Raw genomic sequence first — 22,685 nt, forward strand, 5'->3', positions numbered from 1 at the left:
AATTCACTCTCCAGGGATAGAATTCTATGGTTCGTGCTGCGCGCCCTTTTGCGCGTCCTACGCCTCCGGCCGCTCCGGGTGATAGCCCGCCCTGAACTCCGACGGCGTCTGGCCGGTGATCTTCTTGAACATCTCGCTGAAATATCTGCGCTCCTCATAGCCTACGGCCGCGGCCACTTCCTGCACCTGCGCTCCCTCCACCAACAGCAGCTTCGCTTTCTGGATGCGCTCCGAGGTCGTATACTGGGTGACCGTCATCCCAGTCACTTTCTTGAACAGGCTCGAAAAGTAGCTGGCGCTGAGATGAACATGCGCGGCACATTCGCCGACGGTGATATCCTCGGACAAGTGGCCCTTGATATAGTCAATGGCTTCATAAATCACCCGCTGCCCTTCGGAGAAGCTGTTCCGGCGCACCAGTTCGGCTCCCTCCGTGCATAGGGCAAGCAGTTGACGCTGCAGAGAGGCCAGCGACAATCCCGCTGTCCCTTGCACCACCCTGAATCGCTGGATCAGCGGCTGAATGTCCGGATACGGAACCATCTCGTAAAAGGTGCGAATGGCTGAAGCTGCCAATTCATCGTAAAAACTGAGGAGGTAATCCGGATTTTGTCGGGAGACCAGGCTCTGCAGCGTTTCCGAAATCGCGGACAGAATGGCCTCCGTTCGTCCGGCATTTCCGGAACGAAGGGCTAGCAGCAGCTCGTCCTTGTACTCCAGCGCCAGCGGCTTCTGGCTTCCGCTCTGGTGTATATCGTCGTACATAATTGCTGCATTGCCGTCGGTGAACAGGTGATGGGTGAGCGCACGATGAGCCTGGCGATAGGAATCCGGCAGCTCGCTGATCTCCTCTACTCTGCCGCCGACCCCGACCGATACTGTAAACTTGGTATACCGATCAATATTCCGGCAGCACTGCTCGGCAATTTCGATCGGGCTGAACGGACCGGATCCGCCCGTATCGTTCAGTACGACCAGGTACCGGTCGTGACGGGCGCGGAAAACCACGTTGCGCGCATAGTTGGCCAGTGTCTCCTGCATAATATTCAGCAATGAGAAACGGATCAGCTCCATCTCCCGAATGGAATGCACGGATGCCTGCTCCTGAAAACGGTCAATTTCGATCAGCATCACTACAAAGCCGCGAGGCTCCAGCTCGATATTCAGAAAATCCCACCGCAACGAAGCTTCTTCCCATGAAGTGCGGTGGCTTACGAGCAGCGCAAAGTATTCCTGACGCAGTACCGGCATGCTCTCACGGAGCTTATTCTCCATGTCCCTCAGATTTAAGCGCTTGGATCTCTCTTCCATAATTTCTGCCTTCGCCCGCAGCACCGTAGACATGATATCTTCCTCCGAAAAAGGCTTCACCACAAAATCAAACGCCCCCAGTTGCACTGCCTGCTGCGCATATTCAAAGTCGGCATATCCGCTGATCAAAATGACCTTGCAGCTGCGGTTCTCCTCCATAACCGCACGCAGCATACTTAGCCCGTCCATTCTCGGCATCCGTATATCAGTAATGACCAGGTCCGGCTTCAGCCCATTGATCAGCTTGAGCCCCTCTTCCCCATTGCTTGATGCGCCCGCGACCCGAATCCCCTGTTCTTCCCAATTCATCGCGGTCAGGCCGTCCACCACGCTTTTGATATCGTCTATAATGCAGAGACTGACCGCCTCATGTTTACTCATCCGAATGTTCCCCCTTCTTGGGTAAAGAAATCCGCATTACTGTTCCACACCCCGGCGCACTGTCCACATGAAATTCGGCACTGTCGCCGTAATAAAGCTGAAGCCGCCGGATCAGATTGGACACGGCATACCCCTTCTCCGATTCCTGCCAAAATAGTCCGCGCACTTGAGTCTCGTCCATGCCTCTGCCGTTATCGCGTACGGCAATCGTCCAGCGTTCCCCGTCTCCGTCAATTTCGATCTCGATCCGGCCGCCGTTCTCCAGGTCGCGGAAACCGTGCAGAATGCTGTTCTCCACCAGCGGCTGCAAAAGGATGCGCGGAATCGAAAGCGAGGACATCTCCGGATCGCGGACATGGATCTCATAGGAGAACAATCCTTCATAGCAGCTTGACTGCAGATCGAGGTACTGACGCACATGCTCCAATTCTTTCGACAATGTCGTAATTTCCTGGCCGTTGTTCAGTCCGAGCTGGAACAGCCGGGAGAGCGACATAACCATTTTTTGCGAAGGCCCGACCTGCTTCAAATTCAGCTTCCAGTAAATGGTGTTCAGGGTGTTGTACAGAAAATGCGGATCCATCTGAGCTGATAGCGCCTTGATCTCCGCAGACCGCTTATGCGTCTGCGCCTCCGTGACCTCTTCAATTAACACTACGATCTGCTCCAGCATCCGATTAAACCGGAAGCCCACCTGAGCCAGCTCATCTCCACTACCGCTCTCAAAACGGGCGGACAAATCATTGTTCTCCACCCGCTTCATCACCTTCAGCAGCCCTTGCAGCGGCTTCAGCAGATAGCGCGTAAACGCGCCGGAAATCAGCGTCGTTACGGTAAAAGCCGTCAGAGCAATCCCGGCGATCAGCCATTTCACATATACCATGTCTTTCAGCACGCCAGCCTGAGACTGGATGGTGGTCATCGTCCAATCAGCAATACCGAGTTGCGCATAATTGAGCAAATAAGACTTGCCGTTCAGTTCAAAGGACTGGCTGCCTTCCGGGCGGTTCATCATATCCCTCAGATTCTCTGAGTCCGCTGCCTGCTGGACCAGATGCTCCTTCACTGGGTAGACCGTCTCTCCTTCGGCGTTCAGCAAAAAGCTTGACGCCCCTGTCCCGGTATCTCCCTGCACCAGTTTTCGGAAGCCGTCCTCGCGGATATTTACGACAATATAGACATCTCTGACCGGAATATCGAAGATCGGCTCCAGAATCAGCGAGATGACACGGTCCCTGCCGGAAAAGAGCATATCCTCGTGGCCCTCTACCCAAATGTTCTTTTTCTCCTCTTCAATGCGCTCATACAAAAAGGTATCCTCGAACGCGGTGAGCCGGTTACGGTTCATGGACGAAGGATAGAACTCACCAATCGGCGTCGTCACATAGATGGACTGTATCATCGGCTCGGCAATCCGCGCCTGCGAGAAAACGTTGTCAAGATCATTCAGATGCGTATAATACGCGCTGGAATCCCCGGAGGCTGCATCCTTCAGCATGTCGTGAAAAGGCTGGCTGATCATGAACGTCATCATGATGAGCATCAGCTTGTTCAGCTTCTCATCCACGATCTGCGCGGACCTGACCACCGTATCCTGCGTGAGCTTCAGCGCGTTCTTTTCCAGGGTAGCAGCCGAGATATAATACGATAGCCCGCCGGTCATCAGCACGGAGAGCAGGATGACGGATAAAAATGCAATTTTGAGTTTGTTGCGGAATGATTGCCTTCGAAGGTGGATCAAGCCCCTCACGCCCCCCCGTTGTAATTTCTATCCTTCGATTATGTCACCGTAGACTCCAATTCGACAATGTAAAAAACGAAGCTGTCCCAAAGTAGCCAATTTCATGGCTTTTGGGGCAGCTCCATCGTATAACCCACTTATGCCGACCGACCGCCTGCCTGTAGATCGGCTATTTTTGACCGTACGGGAACAGGCTAAATCGGAGCGGGAACCAGAACTAAAGCATCATCAAAAGCGACACCCGCCGAGGTGGTCCGGAAACCTACTTTCCCTGCCGTTAATTCCGTTACGGAATTGGTCCATTCCACTTTTAATTCACCATCCACATAACATTTCATTGTGTTCCCTTGAATGGAAGCCTTCATCGTGTACCACTGCTTCTCCTGAGCTGTGAACGGAGCACTGGATACTAGGGTCATGACATTGTCCACGGATTTGTACAACTCCAGCTTTTTAGCTGCGGAATTGATTCGGTACATATAGAAATGACCAGCATCCTGTACCCTGAATAGAATGCCTGCATTGGCATTGGTGATAGGCATCTTCACTTTGGCTTCAAACGTATAATCCGTCCATGAATCCCCGGCGGTAATGAGTCCAGTGGCCGAAGCATTCTGGAACAAGGCTTTCGTGCCGTCTGTTGCCACACTCCAGGAACCGGAGGCAGACGTCCATTCGGCCGTATTTCCGTCTTCAAAATTGTCGCTGAACCTTGTGACCGTAGGAATCGGATTCGTAGGCGCTTCATTCACATCCGTGACATGGATCGTAAAAGTCTTCTCAACATATAGTCCGCCTGAATCTAAGCTCCTCACCCGGATACTGTAGTTATCCTTTACTTCGTAATCAGGTGTTACGGCAAGAAACAACTTGTTGTCCGAAATCGTGAAGCTTTTGTTGTCCGTATCCCCGGCTCCTGCTGTCAGCATATAAGCGAATGTTTCTCCCGCATCAGGATCGGTAGTGGAAAAGGTGCCGACCATGCCTCCTGCAGTTGTGTTTTCGACTACGCTGTTATGCGAAAGCGTTACATCTTCAGGCGCTTTATTGATCGGTGAAACCACGACATCGTCAAAATGGACGCCCGCCGAGGTGGTCCGGAATCCGATCCCCCCTGCTGTCAATTCGTTTACAGGATTGGTCCATTCCATTTGTAATTCTCCATCCACATAACAGGCAATCGTGTTCCCTTGTACAATCACCTTAACCGTATACCACTGCTTCTCCTGGGCTGTGAACGGTGAACTGGCTACAGACGTCAGTTGTCCATTCACGGATTTGTACAACTCCAGCTTTTGATTCGATGAGTTGATTCGATACATATAATAATCGTTTGCATCTTTCACCCTAAAGACCAGACCTGCATTTGCATTGGTAATGGGCATGCGCATTCTGGCTTCATACGCGTAATCCGTCCATAAATTGCCGGCATTAGCGGTTATCAGGGATGTGGTTGTCTGGTTCCCGCTGGACAGCACTTGATTCGAGCCGTCTGTCGGTACGGTCCATCCGCCGGTCACGGACGTCCAGCCCGCCGTATTTCCGTCTTCGAAATTATCGCTGAACAGCGGCGGCTTGGAATTGGCAAAGAGGATGCCATTTACGTTACTATTAGTGGTTGCATTCAAGTCGTTCAAGCTTGTTGCGAGCTTGCCTCCAACATAAACATCGGCGAACGTGACGCCGTTAACCATTCCGCCTTTGGCGTCATTTCCGGAAAGTCTGGATTTCTGGGATCCCGTCTCACGAACGTTAATGTTTTTGAATATAACATTGCTTACATCCCCGGAAGTACTGGTTGATACCCCGAACCAATAATTCCCGAATTGATTGATACCGACTCGTTCGATATCGATATTTTCAAACGTAATGTTGTGGGCGTAACCTTCCTCAGGAAGAGTATTATATTGGTAACCATGATCAATAAGCAAGGCTCGAGCGCTTTGATACACGTATGAATTTCGGAAGGTCACGTCGATCTGCGGCTGAGCCACCCCCATGCCGATCTTGAAAGCCGCGCATCTTGTCCACGCCATGACGTCATCGAAAACTACATTTTCCAAATGTTCAAGTGCTCCTGGCCAACCCTTGGACATCCCCGTCTGCAGCCAGGTTTTAGTCGAAAAAGCGTCGTCATCCGATATTCCAATCGCATGTTTAACCAGCACGTCCTGACTCTCGTTGATGTCGATAACGTCATTCTCAATTTTGTATAAATCCTGGAATCCCTTGAGATTCTTGATGGTCACATTGTCAGAACGAACAACCATGAACGACCAGAAACCGCCATCCCGCAGTATTAAACCGTCAAATGTAAAATTGGTGGTTGCAATCGGGACCAGCAAGTTATTCAGGAACCCTTCGTTTTTATTTGGCGCGGGCATCTTTCGCTCACGCATCGCTATGCCTTTTCCATCAATGGTTCCCCGTCCCCGTATCGTGATATTGCTGGAGTCTACGGCTGTGCGAATAAAATACGTACCATCCGCATTTCGTGAATCCTTGCGAAAATCGATCACGTAGTCTTCACCCTTGCCCGTGCCGACAATGACAGCTCCTCCGGCAAGATAGAAGGTCACATTGCTTTTTAGCGTCAGGTTCCCGCTTTTATAGACACCGGCCGGAACGAATACAACGCCGCCGCCGGCTTGATTGGCATCATCGATAGCACGTTGAATCGCGTCCGATGCCATCTCTGTTCCCGTGTTATCCGCGTTGTACGGCGACTTTGTAACATTATAGATTCCTGCACCTGTGGACGGGGGAACATCCGTCTCCAAAGGATCTGCTGCGATGACGATCTTTTTGTTCATGTCATTGATTTTCACGATCACATAGGTTGAGGAAGAAAGCGAGAATGTTAGCTTGTTCCCGTTGACCGTACCTGCGATCTTTTTAGCCATTGGACTGATGGAATAAGAGGTAATCGGCTCACTTACAGTAACTTCGATATGGACCGTGCCGGAAAAAGAAAACTCAGCGTAGTCATAGTCAGGCATATAGCTGATGACAGGAACCGCTTCGTTATCCGCTTTCAATGAAAACACGCTGGACGCGGTATAGATGGACGGCATCGGATAATTTTGAATCGTGGCCGGAGCATTGTCGGTCTGTGCCAATAATGCCGGATCAGCGACATCCGTCCTATCCAATGAAGGAACCGAATAGCTCTCCATCGCGATCGCATCCGCAGATTGGGCTAAAAATACCGTGATCATAACGGCAAGCACGGCCAACAGACTGACTGCTTTTCTTGTCATGGTAAGCATAAATACCTCCTTAAGAATTAATCATCCACCCACCGATCATAAGGCAGTGCTTGTGGTTTGGCGTAAGCGCTAACATTATTTTCGGAAACAAGCTCATTTTATGATGATCAAGTTCCCCCCTCCATTTGAAACTTTTCATTGTTGAGATGGATTATAATCCCTGCCCAAAAAGAAAGGAGTGGGGCAAGCCCACTCTTCAGGGATACATTTTAACTGTCCACCGGGTACTGGGGAATGTGAATTCCGAGGAAGAGCAGTTGGTTAAGCCTCCGCGTGCTTCCGCGGGTGATGTGGGCAGCTCACTGGCTAAGTCTTTTTTCAGCAAATACCCTTCAATACCATTCACACTTCCTGCATGGATTAAATCAGGTAGAATTTATTGCTGCCGTGCTGCATTCCGGTAGGACCGTCGATCATTTACATACATTACTAGAGCGAATAATCGCATTTACTAGCTCCTCTTGCTCCATCATTGCGGGTGAAGGCATCTAAATAGCCTCCCTTACCCTTAGCATGCCGCGCCCGTTCAAGTGCAAAAGAATCGCCTTAATGAGACGATTGAGTTGCTTGGTCCGACTAAGATCGCGCAAATCACTTTCAGTCTCTGAATCGAAGTCGAAGTAATAAACATAAGTTCTACCACCGATACCGAACCGGTATGAATCACTGCCGACCACGATTGCATCCTTCTAGGCAATAAAGGCTTCCGGCTTCCGCTCACAGCTTACACTTTGGAAAAGATCCGCTCCCCCTGCAGGAACGGCTTGCAGTATTCTGCGCACAAGCGCGGCATCCGCTCCCGCATCCACCCATGAACCGCTTCATTCGGCATTTGAAAAGCATAATACCCGATGATTGCCACAAGCGCAAAGCCGTCCAGCAAGACCCTATCACCTGTGCTTATACTGCGTCCTATCACTTCATAATACCCATCCAGCAGCACGTCCCTGTGTTCGGGCGGCACCATGATGGCCCCCATCGACACGTCCAGCAGTTCGTAACCTTCTCCGAAAAAACCAAAATCGATAAAGCTCATAATCCCTTCGGGTGAAATAATTACGTTGCCTAATCCCAGATCTCCATGGACGAGACCTAACCGGCCGGAAGGGGCCTCAGCTGACGCAGCTAAAAGCTTGTTGATTTCCCGCAAGGTTTCATCAACGATGTCGACATCGGATCGTGTAAACAGGCCTAGGCTGAGTCCTTTCCGGACCGTTTCGGCCAGCCATTGATTGTAAGCCATCCCCTGGCTGGGCCGATTCTCCAGCGTTTTGTGATAGTATCCGCGGAAAAAAGTATGCAGCTTGCCGATTTGGCTGCCGAGTCTACGTACCAGTTCAGGGTGGCTGACATCCGTTTTATTGAGGTCCCTCCCCTCTAACCATGAGAGCATGGAGCAATTCAGCTGACGTCCATTATGCTCCATCACGGTGATCAAGCTCCCTTCCTTATTACGGATCGGGGTCTGGACACTAAGGCCGCTGTTATGGGATAGCTCCTCCAGCATATGCAGTTCACCCAGCAGTCCTTCATAGGTGTGCTGCTTACCGGTCATCCCCTCTTGGAAAGGCTGATGGATTCGCAATACAAATTTGCGTCCGTCGCCCGCATTTACCTTGTATGTTTCGTTTTCGTTATGCCGGATAAAATCGAATGATGCCCCCTTGATGCCAAACCTTTGTGCCAACCGCTCCAAATCTTCGTTTGTCATGGATTGTACCTCGTTGAATTGGGATGAATGCTCTCTAATACCAAAAGACTACCATATGTCCAGCTGAACTTATAGATTGTTATCCGTAGTCCCTGCGAGTGTGCGAGCCCTATTTTTTTCGAACTATACTCTCAAGCTTTGCGAATTCCGATATATTCTATAGCTAAATAGATTGAACTATCGAAATTGAGTTTACAGGCGGCTAACTGAAGGCTCGATGCTTATCTTTAGTTCAATCTATATAGAGACAGCACGACTTATTTCATGACGCAAATAGGAGGAATTTTATGAACAACCGCTCGAAGTACGCGGCAATCATTACCCTGATCTGGGCATTTCAAATGGTAACCTCTTCGGTTCTCCCCGAATCCGCATCCGCTGCAGACGACCCTCGACCTGCTGCCATCGTTAGCGAAGGAGGTGCGGCTGATGATTCATCCCCAACTACCAACCAGATGACGAATGCCAGCACACAGCCGCAGATTGCCACCAGTGACGGAACAACCAGCTTTAGAGCACGAGATAATACAACTGCGCCCCCCGTCTTCGTAGATTCGAATTTCTCCATCATGAATTCTGATACCCCCACTTTGTCCTCGGCTCAAGTTCGAATTACATCCGGGCTGCAATCCGGCGAGGACCTGCTTGGGTTTGTGAATACCAACACGACCTTATATGGCAATATTATCGGAAGCTACGATTCAATTAACGGAACATTGACTCTGACCTCTTCCGGAGCATCAGCTACGATTACCCAGTGGCAGCAAGCCCTGCGAGCAGTTACATACTCGAATACGGCCATCATCCCTAATACGGTGAACCGCATCATCACGTTTATGGTGAATGACGGGACCGCCACAAGCAATCCCGCAGACAAAATGATGACGGTGACAACGGTTAACCAGACGCCGATTTTGACAACCACGAGCGGCAGCTCAACCTTTAACGGGACTGCAGTAGAGATCGATCCCGGACTTACCCTGTCAGACTTGGATAACAGAACGATGTCATCGGCTAGTGTCACGATTTCGGGAAACTTTTTTTCTAAAGAAGATATCCTGATTTTCATAAACGACGGCTCGACTATGGGTAACATTACAGGGAGCTATAATACAGAGACAGGGACATTAACTCTGACGTCATCCGAAGCATTGGCCACGATTGCCCAGTGGCAGCAAGCGCTGCGAGCGGTGACTTATGGCAACACATCTAAAAATCCGAATACGGCCGCGATAAGAACCATTTCGTTCACGGTGAGCGACGGAATCGCAAGCAGCAATTCCGCCACCAAGACGGTAAAAGTGTCCGCTCCTGGAGCCAACGAGCCGCCCGTTGTGACAACTAGTGCGGGTTCGTCTTCGTATACCGCCGGGACCATACCCGTCGATCCCCTACTATCTGTCACAGATCCCGATGATCAGACTTTGGCTTCCGGCCGTGTGTCTATCATAAGCCCGTATCATGCCGGTAAGGAAGAGCTCCAGTTCACCAACGATAGAGCGACGATGGGCAACATCAGCGGCCGCTTCGATCCCGTTTCTGGTATGTTGACCCTGACATCAGAAAGTGGAACAGCCACTGTTTCTGAGTGGGAGTCGGCCTTAAGAAGCGTAGCATACGTTAGCTCCGAAAATGCACCGGAACCATCAGATCGAACCATCCGCTTTGTGGTAAGCGACGGCAACGACGAAAGCAATCAAGCCGATAAAGTCTTAACGGTTCAGGGCTTGACACACTTGAGCATCAGTGCAAGCAGCTTAAATGTGGAGGTTGGCCAGAGTTCATCGGTCTTGTTGAAAGCTCTGTATTCGAATCAGACTGAAATCGACGTATCGAAGTCAGCAGTATGGAGCGCCGCTGATCCAGCGGTTGCCGAGGTTGCCTACGGCGAGATCACCGGTAAGAGTGCGGGCACGACTGTGATCACGGCCGTCTATGGGGGCAAGAGCGAATCACTGAATCTAAAAGTCGCAGCCAAGCCGGTCGTTTCTAACCCTTCCCAACCGGCAGATCCACCATCTGCACCAAGTCCGGTTCCTGTACCGACGCCTACACCGACTCCAACTCCTACGCCAATGCCGGAAAAACCGGTATCTTCATTCAGGGCGTTTATCCGGGCAGAGGATGTTGCTGCTTCGTTCCGCCACGCCTTGGCGATGAACCATCCGGAGAGATTTGCCGATACATACACGCATTGGGCGGCAAAAGACATCGCGGTGGCTTCCCGGCTTGGATTGGTCAACGGATACGGTGACGGAAGCTTCAAGCCGGACCTTCCGATTAGCCGGGCGGAAATCAGTGAACTGGTAGTCAGAGCTTTCGCGCTTCGGCAAGGGAATGAGGTCGTTACCTTCAGGGATATGCATAATCATTGGGCGGCTGCGTCCATAGGCATTCTGGGTTCCAATGGAATTGTCAAGGGCAATGCAAGCGGGCTTTTCCAAGCCGAGCGCAGCCTGACCCGGGCCGAAATGGCTCAAATGATGGCTAATCTGGCGGATTTATCTGAACTGACCACCGGTGAAACTCGCCATTTTGCGGATATTGCCGATTCATATTGGGCTAAGGATATCATCGGGCAAGCCGCAGCAGCCGGGCTTCTCGAAGGCAGAGATGAGTCCCGTTTTGCCCCAAATGAACCCGTGACCCGGGCTGAAGCCGTCACGATGATTCTTCGGCTGTTAGGAACCGATGCAGAGCTCCGTTCACTGCTGGAGCAAAGCTCCAAATAACGGATACATGCTGCCTGCAAACATGATTGCCTCTTGATTCCACAATCGTGTCCGCGAATCAACTAACGTCCTAATCACTTTTATTAATAAATCGAAAAATTCACGCCATAGAAAGAAAGCCCCATTTTCCCCGCGACGCGCTGAGAAGATAGATTATCCGATGAGGTGCTGTATAACGGAATACAGCCGAGCTCCCGGACGGCTGCAGCCCATCCCGCCGTCGCTGCAGCCGCGTATCCCCTGCCTCGGAATTCTTCCAACGTTTCCAGCCCGGCTTCATGCGCCTTCGTACCGATGCGGACGCTGCGGCACACGGAGACGGCTCGGCCCTCCTGTACCACCGCAACGCAGGGCTGCGCAAAGTTGATCTCGTCAGCGAGCCATTCGAATCCTTCCCGCGCAAGCTGCCTTACATTTTCAGGCGTGATTCGCTGCACATCCACGGATGGCTCTCTCGTTTCATTTTCAATAGAAAAGCAAGGCCCCATCGTCATTTTTTTACCTTGCAGCAGGTTCCAATAATCCTTCTCATGCTTCGGCCTGTCCTGAAAGTCAACGACCACAGCCTCTTCGGCACACCAACTCTCCAGCTGCTTCACCAGTTGGTCAGGAACGTCGTGACGGAAACGCCAAACGCTCCTTCCCTCCGTGGTTCTTCCCAGGAACAATCGCGGAGCCGGCTCTGAACCAGGCCAAGGTTCATTGACCAGATGTAGGCGTCCGCTGCGGTCATGGGTAAACATAGCTTCCGCATGATATTCCATTAGATCCCGGGCGGAAGGTTTGTGAAATTGGCCATTACTCAAAATTTCATGCCCCCTTTTAGCGTTCATAGAATCTCACTGATCCGAAGGTTTAAGGGAATGCGCGAGTTCAGTAAAAATTACGCCTAATGCGTAGGCTCCCGCATCCGGGTAACCGATGCTCCGGTCACCAACCGTTCCGGCTCTCCCCATCCGGGCCGCAATGTGCTCGGTTTGCTTGGCCCCCTCAACGGCTGCCTCTGCCGCGGACAGGCCTGCGCCGATCAGATCGGTGCCCTGCTTGGCCGCCTTCGCCCAGGCTTCGGCATAGGGGACAAGCGCATCGATCAGCGTTTTGTCACCCACAATGGCACCCCGTCCAAAGGAACGCTCACCCGTATCCTGAATTCCCTTCACGGCAGCATCCATCATGCCGGCGATGTCCGTAACGGTCAGCTCACTCCGGTTCCCCGCAAATTTGCCTGCCGCCCGGAAGGCCGAACCCCAGATCGGACCGGAGGCACCGCCGCAATGCTCCATAATGATTAGAGAGCAGGCATCAAGAAATCCTCCGATATCTTGCGCCTCGGATGTGAGTTCCTCCCACTCGGATTTGAGCTGCTTAAACCCTTTGGCCACACTCATCCCAAAGTCACCGTCACCGGCATGAGCATCCAGCTCGCAGAACGGAATTTCGTTTTCGATAATGACGCCGCTCATGCGATCAACCAGATAAACCAGGTTTTCCAGTGTAAGCTTATTGTTGTGTATGACACCATGCGCTTCATCAGCAGCGGTGCCGAAGGATACCGAGTGTCGGACGGTCTCTTCATCAGGTACGTACTGTACCGGCTCGAATGGTCCGCGGACGGTCAGAGCCGGCGTCTCGCAATCCTCGCTGAGCAGCTGCTTCAGCTGGGGATTCAGCTTCATGATCGACAGCGACGCGCCGGCCATATCAATGCTTGTCATATAGTTGCCCACGAAAACTTTATATACAGTGACGTTCCGTGCGGCAAGCTCACGTATGACCGCATAGTTCAGCAGGTACAGCTCCTGCAGCGGCGTACCGCCGAATCCGTTTACCAGGACGGCCACCTCCGCGGGTGCACTGTCGCTGATACGCAAGCTTTCCAGCAGCTCCGCAACCATTCGGGAGGCCAGTTCGTCAGCCGTGATCAGCTTCTCCCGCCGGATGCCGGGCTCGCCATGGATGCCGACGCCGTATTCCATTTCCTGATCACCGATCTCAAACGTCGGACTGCCTTTGGCCGGCACAGTACAGGACGTGAGCGCAAACCCGATGCTTTTCACGTTATCGACTGCATTCTGGGCGGCCTGCTTGACTTCTTCCAGCGGTAAGCCCGCTTCCGCTGCGGCTCCTGCGATTTTATGTACGAGCACCGTTCCGGCGACGCCTCTTTTGCCGACGGTATACAAGCTGTCTTCAACGGCGATATCGTCATCCACCTTCACGTAGTCGACTTGAATGCCGTCTTCGGCAGCGAGATGGGCCGCATTTTTAAAGTTCATGATGTCGCCGCTATAGTTTTTAATAATCAGCAGCGTCCCCTTCTTGCTCGCAGAAGAGCGGATCGCCTGGTACACCTGAATCTGGGACGGGGAAGCAAACACGTCGCCGCAGACGGCCATATCCAGCATGCCTTTGCCGACGAAACCAGCATGTGCCGGTTCGTGGCCGCTGCCGCCGCCGCTGATCAGCGTCACCTTATCCTGCTGGATCACTTTTTTCTTGATGATGTTGTATTTACGGATAAACTCAAGCTCAGGGTGGGCCAATACGAGACCGCTGCACATTTCCGCAACGAGTGTCTCCGGTCTGTTCATGATTTTCTTCATGGGATCGCATCCTTTCTTAAAACACTCCAACACTCTATAACCATTATACCGTTGCTGACACCGATTTTAATGGATACGTCGAACGATTTCATCGGCCACCCCCGAATATCCTGCTTCTTCAACATGAATTGCCGCAACCATTCCGATCAGGGATTCAGCTCTCAGTAGTTTTTGAGCGGCATCCCGACGAATTCATGGAAGGACCTGATCCGTTCGCCTTTAAATTCAAACACGACGGTAAGAACGTTGTGATAAGGTTGGTTACTGAGCAGACCTTCTGCTCGAAAAACGACCACTCCGTACTGAGAATCAAATAGCTGAAACTGCGGGGTTAACGCTACTTGCAGCACTTCCCTTTCAAATTGGACCAACTCGATGAACCGGTGCCTTCCGAACTGCGGCTCTTTCCATTCGTCGTACGGCAAAGGTACGGAAAAACGGAAATCGTCTGTCACAAGCGCGAGAAAATCCGCCGTTTCACCGTATTCAAATGCGGTACGAAACGCTTCAAATGCCCTTCCGCAGGTCGTGTTGGCATCCCAAGCAGCTGTAAGGGGCTTCCCGAAATCAATATCCATTCTCATCATTATTTCTCCTTATTGGCTGTATTATCGTCTCGTCAAATCAAATGAGAAGACACGCTTAGGATACGAAATAAACAAGACAGATGATGGCTTATTTACCGGAAAAGATGAATTAGATGTAAATTAATTTGCGAATGTGACTTCACCTGCTTTATATGGCTATAATGATGATTACGTAATATTTATTATGTCAACCATAACGAGTTCTCTCCCTATACCTCCGCCACATCGGTTACAATATGGGAAAGGAGCTGTGGATATGAACATCGAAACGAAGGAAATCACGGCCAAAACCATCCTCACTGAAGTAAAAGGATACTTGGATGTGGGGTTCACCCACTCGTTAAATTCATACAGCGGCTGTGCCTTTGCCTGCAAATACTGTTATGTAAGGGAAATGCCTATCCAGAAATTTAAAGACATGCCCTGGGGAACCTGGCTGGAGGTCAAGACGAACGCGGCTGAAAATTACCGCAAGGAGATATTAAAGCTGCGGAAGAAAAACAAACCGGTTCATATCTTTATGTCATCCGCCACCGATCCTTATCAGCCTATGGAACGCAAAGCGAACATAACCCGGGGGATTCTCGAGGAAATGATCAGCGATCCGCCGGATTCGCTGCAAATTCAAACGCGCGGACCGCTCATCACGAGGGACATTGACTTGTTGACTCAGCTTAAGGACAAATGCGAACTGCTGGTATCAATGACAGTGGAGACCGACCGGGAGGATATGAAGCGGATCTTTGCCCCGCAGGCACCTGGTATTCGCCTCCGTCTTCGTGCCTTACAGGAAATTCATGAAGCAGGAATCCGAACGCAGGCTTCCATCTCGCCGGTACTGCCGTTCACACCTGATTTCCCCAAGACTTTAAGCGGAATTGCAGATTACGTGTGGATCGATACATTACTGATTGGAGACGGTATGCTTGGTAAGCGTTCAGCCAGACTGGGTATGCCAGCACTTTTTGAGGAGCATGGATTAACCCCTTGGTACGACAGAGATATCCATCTTCGGGTATTGAAGTACTTCCAAAAACACTTTCCGCCGGACCGGATTCGCGTTTCTAAAGAGGAAGCTTTCCCAATGAAACAGACGGAAAATAAGAGAGATGAACACGAGTGAGACCACCAGATTTCACACCAGTAAAAAAGCTGCAGACCGGGTCATAAAAGACCTGTTGGTTCTGCAGCTTTCTTCATGCCATATCAAGATCTAGGCCAACGATTGATGCTCACTTATTTAAGCCCGCTTACAATCTGATCCAGTGCTTTTGCTATAGGTGTTAAAGGACGGCCAAGCAGCTTCTCGAAATCCTGGCTTTCGATCTCAAGCTGCCCCTCACGAATCCCCTGCTGAATGCCTACAACGATCGGGAGTGCAAACTCCGGAACTCCTGCTTGTTTCATGATGTCAGCATATTGTTCGTCGTCGACCTGCTGGAGCGGTACCTCTTTACCCAGCACATCGCCCAGTGCAGTCACCAGTTCCGCTTGTGTCAGCGGTTTGCCGGACAGCTCGTACACGGTGTTCTCATGACCTTCCCCCGCTAAAACAGCAGCAGCCGCTTCGGCATACTCCTGCTGCAGCGCCCAGCCAACCTTGCCGGATTCTGCGGACGTCACCCATGGTGCTCCAGCTAGAAACCCCTGAATGCTCGGAATCTCATTCTCCAGGTACCAGTTGTTCCGCAGGAACGAATACGGAATGCCCGTCTTCAAAATCGCTTGCTCTGCTGCTTGATGAGGTGGCGCAAGAAACAGCTTGCTCTCAGCTGCATTTCCCAAGCTCGTGTAGGCGATGAAACCAACTTTGGCTCGTGCGGCAGCTTCCACCGCATTCGTATGCTGCCGAATCCGGGTTTCGTTGTCTCCATCCGCGGAAATGATCAGCAGCCGGTCAATCCCGGCAAAGGCCTTATCCAACGTTTCCGGCACGTCAAAATCACCATGGCGGACGTCAACGCCCCCGGCCCGAAGATCTTCAGCCTTGTCCGGGTTGCGCACGCTGACCGCCAATTGACTTGCAGGGACAGTCTGCAAAAGGTTCTCCACTACTTTTCTGCCCAGCTTCCCTGTGGCTCCGGTAACTAATAATTTCATCCTGATTCCTCCATTGTAGCGTTATGATCTTATTGTCACATGATGATCTTAATTGTAACCATATTAGTAACAAATCAGTTATGTAACTATTATAGTTACAGGATTATCGTGTGTCAACCGACTAACCCTTTGCTCGTTATCTGTTCATAGCTAGCAATGATCCGATTAAACTTAAGCGTTAAAGAAAAGTAAAAAGCTGCCGGACATCCGGCAGCCGAAACAAGCAAGAAGCGTATAAGATTTAATTCGCTGTTAATGGAGTCCGGGAAGATCCGGCCCATTCCCCCACCGGCGTGACGGTGTAGGTTGTGCCTTTCACAAGTTTGCTGTCTGGTGCAAGATCGAAGATACCCACGGCCCCTTTGCGGCTGGAGTATTTATATTCGGCGGTCAGCTTATGCCCTTCCGCATCCGTCAGCTCGACTCTGCGGCCCGAGAACAGCTCGTCTCCCGGGTCTTCCGATAGCGCAACCGTAATGGAAGTCTCGCTCACGGCTTCGGCACCGACGATGTCAAGCGGCGCGATGCTCTGCGCCACGAAAGACGGGCGTCCAATCTGCGCCCAATCCGAAGTCACGGTATAGGTGACGCCCGGAGTCAGGGTTTTGCCCTCAGGCAGGCGGAATTTCGGTTCCTGTCTGCCATCGGTCGACTGCGTGAACGGTACATATTTAGCTACCATCGGTTGTCCGCCCTCCGGCGTGATCGTTACCTCCCTGGCTTGTCCGGAGGAAATGATCTGATAGGTTTTGCCATTGGCGCGGTTGTTTTCGTCCAGGACGAAGGCAGCCGCTCCCCGGCCGGCACTGTATGCGGAGATGACATATCCGTAGTCTACCACGCCGTTCGCCTGCAGGGATTCCAGCTCAAACGTATCATTCGTTACCTGTCTGGCCTCGGTCATGTTCAGCTTGTCTGCATTCCCGGTAAAAGTCCCCGCGTTTGCTCCTCTGTAGGTCAGGGAGTATTGGACACCCGGCTGCTGAACGGAGGTTGGTACAATATAAGTAGCGATGGAACCCGTTTTTAGCCGCGGAAGATTGGTTAACGTAAGACCGCCGGTGAAGGCAAAGTCTTCTTTTGCTTTCGTAAACGCCTCGTTGTCCGCCGTTAAAGGCGCATCGAACGTCACGATCAGCGTAATCGCATTCAAGGAACGGATGCTGGTGATTTTGGCTTTGTCCGACGGGATCGCCCGCTGCGCCATGCTCAGTAAATACGCAGTTTCTCCGCGAGCGACCGGGCCGCTGCCCTGGTCAAGGCTTTCAGCCCAGTATTCCACGGATTTCGCATCCCTCTTCAGTGCTTTGGTTACGATCTGCACGAGTTCCGGTTTCGTTACGGTCCCGCGGGGCTCAAAACGGCCATCATTTGCCAGCATGATCCCTTGTGCTGCCACTTCATCGGCATATTTCGAAAACCACGCCTGCGGATTGACATCCGTGAATCCCTGCTGTGCCTGATCCGCACCCTGCAAATTAAACGTCAGGGCAAGCAATTTGGCCAGCTCCGCACGTGTGACTGGCTGTTCTACGGCGAGTGAACCGTCCTCGTACCCCTGCATAATATGAAGCTGCGATAACTGACGGACGGCTTGACTGATATCTCCTTCTCCCAGCGCCCTTGAATCGCCTGCGGCATGCACGGCACCGATTGGCAAGGCGGCTGTTCCCAAAGCTGCGGCCAGCATCAGGCCGGCCAGTTTGTTAGCATGTTTATTCATCGATGGTTCCTCCTTCAATCCCTTAGATGGATTGGTGTTTGTCATGTCCCTATCGTAAACGAGACGGATAAACAGCCAAGAAACCCGGCATAAACAAAATCGAAACTTTATATTAACAATTTATTAAATCGGTCACACGGTGAACCGGTATCCCGCTCCCCATACCGTTTCGATATACTGCGGGTTGGACGGATCGACCTCCATCTTCTCCCGCAGTCTCCGTACGTGTACGGTGACGGTCGCGATATCCCCGTTCGAGTCCATGCCCCAAATCCGTTCAAACAGCTCGCTTTTGCTGAATACCCGGTTCGGATGGCTGGCCAAAAATTCGAGCAGGCTGAATTCACGGGAAGTAAATATAACCTCCTTATTGCGGACGTACACCCGGCGTGCCGCCTGGTCAATAACCAGGCCGCGGATATGGATTTCGGTTTTGTGGGTCGCTTCATGCCTGCTCATCAGCCGTTCATACCGGGTCAAATGCGCCTTTGCCCTGGCTACCAGTTCGCTCGGGCTGAACGGCTTCGTAATATAATCGTCGGCCCCCAGATTAAACGCACGGATCTTATCGATCTCTTCATTTTTGGCGGAGACGATCAGGATCGGGACTTCCTTCGCCTGCCTGATCCTGCTGCATAATTCAAAACCGTTCAATCCCGGCAGCTGCAGGTCGACAATGATAAGATGGTAATCCGTTTCAAGAGCAAGCCGCAGCCCTTCGTCTCCATGATGGCACAAATCCACATGAAATCCGTTCAATTCAAAATAATCCCGTTCCAACTGCGCGATAGTCGTCTCGTCTTCAATAATCAGAATGCTGCCGGCCATGTCTGCCTTCCCCTCCTTCGTATGTGGTACGCCGCAGCGTGAAGAACAGGCGTGTACCAACACCTACCTCGCTTTCCACCCAGATCCTGCCCCCGTGCCCCTCAATGATCTGGCTGGCTATGGCCAGTCCCAGACCGCTGCCTCCGGTTGAAGAATTCCGCGAAGCTTCGGCGCGGTAGAATCGTTCGAAAATATGCGGCAGCGCTTCTTGCGGAATCCCCGTCCCGTTATCCCGGATTTCGACGGTTATCCAATCCCGTTCAGGATGAACGGAAATATGAATGTTCTTATGTTCTTTATCCATATAGTTCTGAGCGTTCCCGATTATATTAAGAACGGTACGCTTTATTTTTTCGAGGTCGGCAAATACGTTGACCGGCGGAATTGGCCGATGAGCCCATCCGATGACCACTCCCTTCTCTTCCAGAACGTATCGCTGCTCCTCGATGCAGTCGTCCAGAAAGTCAACGATATCAACCGCCACAAGCGTGAACGGCACCTGTTTCAGATCCAGCTTGGAGTACAGGAACAGCTCCTCCACAAGCTTGTCCAGGTCAACGGCTTTGGAATAAATGATGTTGACGTACTTGTTCATTTTCTCGGGTGTATCTGCCACTCCATCTCGAATGCCTTCAATATAGCCTTTAATATTGGTGATCGGTGTCCGCAGGTCATGGGAAATGTTCGAGATGAGCTCCTTCCGGTTCGCCTCATCCTCGAGCCGCAGCTGAACCGACTCCTGAAGCCTTTTCCGCATATTCTCAAAAGCTGCATTCAGCTGTCCGATTTCGTCCTTTGTGCTCGGTTCAAGCGAAAATTGCAGATTGCCCCGCTGAATGTGCTCTGCCGAGTGACGTAGCCGGTCCAACGGCTTAACAACGCTGCGCGTAATCCAGCGGAAAAGCAGCGCATTGAATATCACGATGATGCCTGCCAAGCTAATGACGAATGCCGGGAGTAGCTTTCTCGTGACTTCGCCAAACGGACTCCGCTCGCGGATGACGAACACACTGCCTTTCTGGCTGTCCGAGTAATGGAAGTCGTATTTGGCGTACGCATAAAAACGCTCACCGATATTAAACGTACTGCGAATTTGGTTGTTGTTCAGGTCATAAGGCGGCAGATGCCGTTCCAGCTCAGGCTGGTTGAACGTATACGACTGGTAGATGCGTCCGCTCTCACGGCGTACATACAGCCCGGCTCTAACCGTTTTGAGCTTGAAATCGAAATCCTTCAGCAGCTGCTGTTCCTGCAATCGATCCGGCTCATTTTTGGCAAGATACTTCAATTCCAAAAAAATAGATTCTTCTTGTTCCGTCAGCGGATTGAGCTGATAGTGGACTTTGTAAAAATCGCGCAGGCTGTGCACGTCGCCCGTCGCCGCGATCGTAAACAGGCTCGCCGTCATGGCAAAGACCAACAGGCTGATGAGCAGCATGCCAGTATAGGATAATAAAAGCTTGATGCGGATGGACACTTGCTCACCTCCGTCTTTGATAGGTACAGAAAAAGCGAACGGTCAGGACCGTTCGCTCTTTAGCGCATGGATGATCACATGCTTTATTTTAGCGGATATGCTGATCGCTACGAACCTGCTCGTTCCAGTATTGCGGCGATTGCGTTATAACCTTTGCTTTGGGCATGCTGCAGCGGAGTGATGCATTCCACATCCGCGATCTCCCTATCCGCGCCATGATCGACCAGCAGCCGGACGATTTGCTGATGCTTCTCCCCGCCGTTTCCCAAAATGACCGCTTCCAGCAAAGCAGTCCAGTGCAGGCGGTTGATATGATTGACATCGATATCGGTGCGGGTCAACAGCTCCCGGACCACTTCGACATGGCCCCGTTCAGAAGCGGGGATCAGCGCCGTCCCGCCATAGCGGTTGGTCAGTTTGGTGTCTGCATCAGCGTCGATCGCCAGTTGGACGATATCCAACATTCCCTCAGCTCCGGCATACAGAAATACATTGTTGAGCAGATGATCCCTGATGTTGATGTCCGCCCCTTTGCTGATCAGCAGCCGGACCATCTCCGTCTGATGGTTGTACGTCGCAGCCATGACGGCCGTTCTGCCGCGCTCATCCTGTGCGTTAATATCGATTCCGTCCTGAAGCAGGTTCTGTACCGCCTCAAGATCACCTGCTTCCGCCGCTTGTATGAATTGCTGAGTCACCGTTTCCACCCCCGTTGATGACAATTGTTCCTTCGCTTGTTCTCTTGAAGAGCCCGGCATGATGTCGCATGAGCTGAGCCAAAGTATACAAACGATACATAAAAAGAGACGAATCATAGATCAAATCCCCTTTTTCCTACTCAACGACATGCTAACACGCTCTACTCCATATGCAAAATATTTAAAACCTTTGTTTCACTTATTTTTTTCATATAACAAATCCTGCGTTTCATCGTTATACATACATGACGCGTAAGTTTGGCAAACATCGAGGCGGGTAATAATAAGAAAGTGAATTTGAATCGAGGAGGCTTTCCCCATGACAACCCAAGATCCGAAAAAGATACTGAAACAAAAGCATGAGCAAGATGAGCAAAAGGCGGAATTCACTGAATTTGCCCGCAGCCAGTCGGGACACACCGAAATGGAAGCCGGCCAGGAATTCGGCCATGACCGGGCGCCCGATGAACAAAACCGCATGAAGTCTGTTGAGAATCGTCAGAGCAGCCGCTAAGGGGAGTTTCCGTTCCGAACAGCCATCGATTGAATATATTAACAAACAAGCCGCACCGGCATAACCGGAAGCGGCTTGTTTCATGATTCTTTCATCATTCGAACAAACTCCATGGATGCTGGTGAAATCTCCGCAAATGAGAGCGCGATGATCCCGATCTCCCTGGTGATGACCGGCGTAATGGGCTTTACGATAAGTTCATGGGACACGGAAGACAGCGTAAAATCGAAAACAAGACCGATTCCGAGTCGTCTGCGGACCATCTGGATCAAGGTTTCGGCGGTTTGGACGGTCAAGTTGCTTTCGAGATTAAAATGGTGCTGTTGTATTGCACGGTTCAACGCCGCCTTATGTCCGCCTTTACAATAAATCATGTCTTGCTCATATTTTCTGAGATCCACAATCTCTGTATTCTGCAGCTCATGATCGTCCGGAATAACGGCCACCATGTGATCCTGAACCAGGCTATGATGCTCAAATCCTTCAAACGGAGAAGCGACTAGCCCGATTTCCACGGTACGGTCGGTAACCCATTCCTTGATCTGGTCGGATACCCCCTCACTCAGCTCGATTTGAACTTGTGGGTACTTAGCCCGGAACCTGGAGATCGCCTCCGGGAGCAACAGGGTCGATGCCGCTGGAAACGAGCCGATTTTGACTTTTCCGGTTAACAGCTGGTTCTCCCGGCTGGCTGCCTGGAAAATACGATTTTCAATGGACTGCATCTGCCTGGCCAATGTCAGAATCTCCCTGCCGACATCGGTCAGAATGATCCCCTTCTGCTTATCCCTGACAAACAGCCTCACTTGCAGCGCATCTTCCAGCTGTTTAATCGTTTTGCTCACAGCGGGTTGGGATATAAACAACGCTTTCGCCGCTCCGGTAATGTTCATTTTCTCGGCGGCTGCCACAAAGACATTCAGATGGTTCAAGTTTAAATTCATCGCTCTTCAACATAACCTTATGGTTATCTCTCCTATTACAAATGTGTATTTCAGTTATGAACTATT

General features: G+C 51.3%; 16 protein-coding genes. 3 read left to right on the forward strand and 13 right to left on the reverse strand.

The features are described from left to right. Positions 1–57: 57 nt before the first annotated feature. The 4 genes from C7820_RS08685 to C7820_RS08705 all read right to left on the reverse strand — a co-directional run bounded on the left by C7820_RS08685 (position 58) and on the right by C7820_RS08705 (position 8,413). Positions 58–1,692 (reverse strand): response regulator transcription factor, encoded by a 1,635-nt coding sequence (locus C7820_RS08685; RefSeq protein WP_116230607.1) that lies wholly within the window; start codon positions 1,690–1,692, stop codon positions 58–60. Further along, complete coding sequence (locus C7820_RS08690; RefSeq protein ID WP_258875170.1) at positions 1,685–3,442, reverse strand: cache domain-containing sensor histidine kinase; 1,758 nt, start codon at positions 3,440–3,442, stop codon at positions 1,685–1,687. Before C7820_RS08690 ends, C7820_RS08685 begins: the two co-directional genes overlap by 8 nt. Before the next feature lie 185 nt (positions 3,443–3,627). After that, positions 3,628–6,693, reverse strand: coding sequence for a 3-keto-alpha-glucoside-1,2-lyase-like domain-containing protein (locus C7820_RS08695; RefSeq protein WP_258875171.1), 3,066 nt, complete (start codon positions 6,691–6,693; stop codon positions 3,628–3,630). A 733-nt stretch (positions 6,694–7,426) separates the two neighbouring features. Continuing rightward, entirely contained in the window at positions 7,427–8,413 is a 987-nt protein-coding gene (locus tag C7820_RS08705) for a phosphotransferase enzyme family protein (protein WP_116230611.1), read from the reverse strand. Between the two features lie 287 nt (positions 8,414–8,700). Between C7820_RS08705 and C7820_RS08710 the strand changes: the two genes are divergently transcribed. After that, positions 8,701–11,145: an S-layer homology domain-containing protein gene (locus tag C7820_RS08710; protein WP_116230612.1), complete on the forward strand. Its 2,445-nt coding sequence runs from the start codon at positions 8,701–8,703 to the stop codon at positions 11,143–11,145. An 83-nt stretch (positions 11,146–11,228) separates the two neighbouring features. Here C7820_RS08710 and C7820_RS08715 read toward each other — a convergent pair whose 3' ends face one another. The 3 genes from C7820_RS08715 to C7820_RS08725 all read right to left on the reverse strand — a co-directional run bounded on the left by C7820_RS08715 (position 11,229) and on the right by C7820_RS08725 (position 14,332). After that, complete coding sequence (locus C7820_RS08715) at positions 11,229–11,951, reverse strand: GNAT family N-acetyltransferase (protein WP_258875172.1); 723 nt, start codon at positions 11,949–11,951, stop codon at positions 11,229–11,231. A gap of 33 nt (positions 11,952–11,984) precedes the next feature. Then, positions 11,985–13,748 (reverse strand): dihydroxyacetone kinase subunit DhaK, encoded by a 1,764-nt coding sequence (gene dhaK / locus C7820_RS08720; protein WP_116230613.1) that lies wholly within the window; start codon positions 13,746–13,748, stop codon positions 11,985–11,987. Positions 13,749–13,909: 161 nt separating this feature from the next. Then, positions 13,910–14,332 carry a nuclear transport factor 2 family protein gene (locus C7820_RS08725; protein WP_309545744.1) on the reverse strand — a complete coding sequence of 141 codons (423 nt, stop codon included), beginning with the start codon at positions 14,330–14,332 and terminating at the stop codon, positions 13,910–13,912. A gap of 259 nt (positions 14,333–14,591) precedes the next feature. Here C7820_RS08725 and C7820_RS08730 point away from each other — a divergent pair, with 259 nt between their 5' ends. Next, positions 14,592–15,458 (forward strand): SPL family radical SAM protein, encoded by an 867-nt coding sequence (locus tag C7820_RS08730; protein ID WP_116230614.1) that lies wholly within the window; start codon positions 14,592–14,594, stop codon positions 15,456–15,458. Between the two features lie 113 nt (positions 15,459–15,571). Here C7820_RS08730 and C7820_RS08735 read toward each other — a convergent pair whose 3' ends face one another. The 5 genes from C7820_RS08735 to C7820_RS08755 all read right to left on the reverse strand — a co-directional run bounded on the left by C7820_RS08735 (position 15,572) and on the right by C7820_RS08755 (position 21,161). Continuing rightward, positions 15,572–16,435 carry an SDR family oxidoreductase gene (locus tag C7820_RS08735; protein ID WP_116230615.1) on the reverse strand — a complete coding sequence of 288 codons (864 nt, stop codon included), beginning with the start codon at positions 16,433–16,435 and terminating at the stop codon, positions 15,572–15,574. A 241-nt stretch (positions 16,436–16,676) separates the two neighbouring features. Further along, positions 16,677–18,158 (reverse strand): S-layer homology domain-containing protein, encoded by a 1,482-nt coding sequence (locus C7820_RS08740; RefSeq protein WP_116230616.1) that lies wholly within the window; start codon positions 18,156–18,158, stop codon positions 16,677–16,679. A 132-nt stretch (positions 18,159–18,290) separates the two neighbouring features. Next, positions 18,291–18,986: a response regulator transcription factor gene (locus C7820_RS08745; protein WP_116230617.1), complete on the reverse strand. Its 696-nt coding sequence runs from the start codon at positions 18,984–18,986 to the stop codon at positions 18,291–18,293. Beyond that, positions 18,961–20,463 (reverse strand): sensor histidine kinase, encoded by a 1,503-nt coding sequence (locus tag C7820_RS08750; protein ID WP_116230618.1) that lies wholly within the window; start codon positions 20,461–20,463, stop codon positions 18,961–18,963. Before C7820_RS08750 ends, C7820_RS08745 begins: the two co-directional genes overlap by 26 nt. Before the next feature lie 107 nt (positions 20,464–20,570). After that, positions 20,571–21,161: an ankyrin repeat domain-containing protein gene (locus C7820_RS08755; protein WP_116230619.1), complete on the reverse strand. Its 591-nt coding sequence runs from the start codon at positions 21,159–21,161 to the stop codon at positions 20,571–20,573. Positions 21,162–21,480: 319 nt separating this feature from the next. On the opposite strand from C7820_RS08755, the gene C7820_RS08760 reads away from it, so the two are divergent. Continuing rightward, complete coding sequence (locus tag C7820_RS08760; RefSeq protein WP_105443075.1) at positions 21,481–21,675, forward strand: hypothetical protein; 195 nt, start codon at positions 21,481–21,483, stop codon at positions 21,673–21,675. An 80-nt stretch (positions 21,676–21,755) separates the two neighbouring features. Here the strand turns inward: C7820_RS08760 and C7820_RS08765 are convergent, their stop codons facing one another. Continuing rightward, positions 21,756–22,619 (reverse strand): LysR family transcriptional regulator, encoded by an 864-nt coding sequence (locus tag C7820_RS08765; protein WP_116230620.1) that lies wholly within the window; start codon positions 22,617–22,619, stop codon positions 21,756–21,758. Positions 22,620–22,685 lie beyond the last annotated feature (66 nt).

The sequence above is a fragment of the Paenibacillus sp. VMFN-D1 genome, assembly GCF_003386155.1.
GTDB lineage: Bacteria > Bacillota > Bacilli > Paenibacillales > Paenibacillaceae > Paenibacillus_AQ > Paenibacillus_AQ favisporus.

Excerpts from the sequence above, each read along its gene's own strand:
- C7820_RS08685 (WP_116230607.1), bottom strand. The coding sequence starts at position 1,692 with ATGAGTAAACATGAGGCGGTCAGTCTCTGCATTATAGACGATATCAAA.
- C7820_RS08695 (WP_258875171.1), bottom strand. The coding sequence starts at position 6,693 with ATGACAAGAAAAGCAGTCAGTCTGTTGGCCGTGCTTGCCGTTATGATC.
- C7820_RS08705 (WP_116230611.1), bottom strand. The coding sequence starts at position 8,413 with ATGACAAACGAAGATTTGGAGCGGTTGGCACAAAGGTTTGGCATCAAG.
- C7820_RS08710 (WP_116230612.1), top strand. The coding sequence starts at position 8,701 with ATGAACAACCGCTCGAAGTACGCGGCAATCATTACCCTGATCTGGGCA.
- dhaK (WP_116230613.1), bottom strand. The coding sequence starts at position 13,748 with ATGAAGAAAATCATGAACAGACCGGAGACACTCGTTGCGGAAATGTGC.
- C7820_RS08725 (WP_309545744.1), bottom strand. The coding sequence starts at position 14,332 with ATGAGAATGGATATTGATTTCGGGAAGCCCCTTACAGCTGCTTGGGAT.
- C7820_RS08730 (WP_116230614.1), top strand. The coding sequence starts at position 14,592 with ATGAACATCGAAACGAAGGAAATCACGGCCAAAACCATCCTCACTGAA.
- C7820_RS08735 (WP_116230615.1), bottom strand. The coding sequence starts at position 16,435 with ATGAAATTATTAGTTACCGGAGCCACAGGGAAGCTGGGCAGAAAAGTA.
- C7820_RS08740 (WP_116230616.1), bottom strand. The coding sequence starts at position 18,158 with ATGAATAAACATGCTAACAAACTGGCCGGCCTGATGCTGGCCGCAGCT.
- C7820_RS08745 (WP_116230617.1), bottom strand. The coding sequence starts at position 18,986 with ATGGCCGGCAGCATTCTGATTATTGAAGACGAGACGACTATCGCGCAG.
- C7820_RS08760 (WP_105443075.1), top strand. The coding sequence starts at position 21,481 with ATGACAACCCAAGATCCGAAAAAGATACTGAAACAAAAGCATGAGCAA.
- C7820_RS08765 (WP_116230620.1), bottom strand. The coding sequence starts at position 22,619 with ATGAATTTAAACTTGAACCATCTGAATGTCTTTGTGGCAGCCGCCGAG.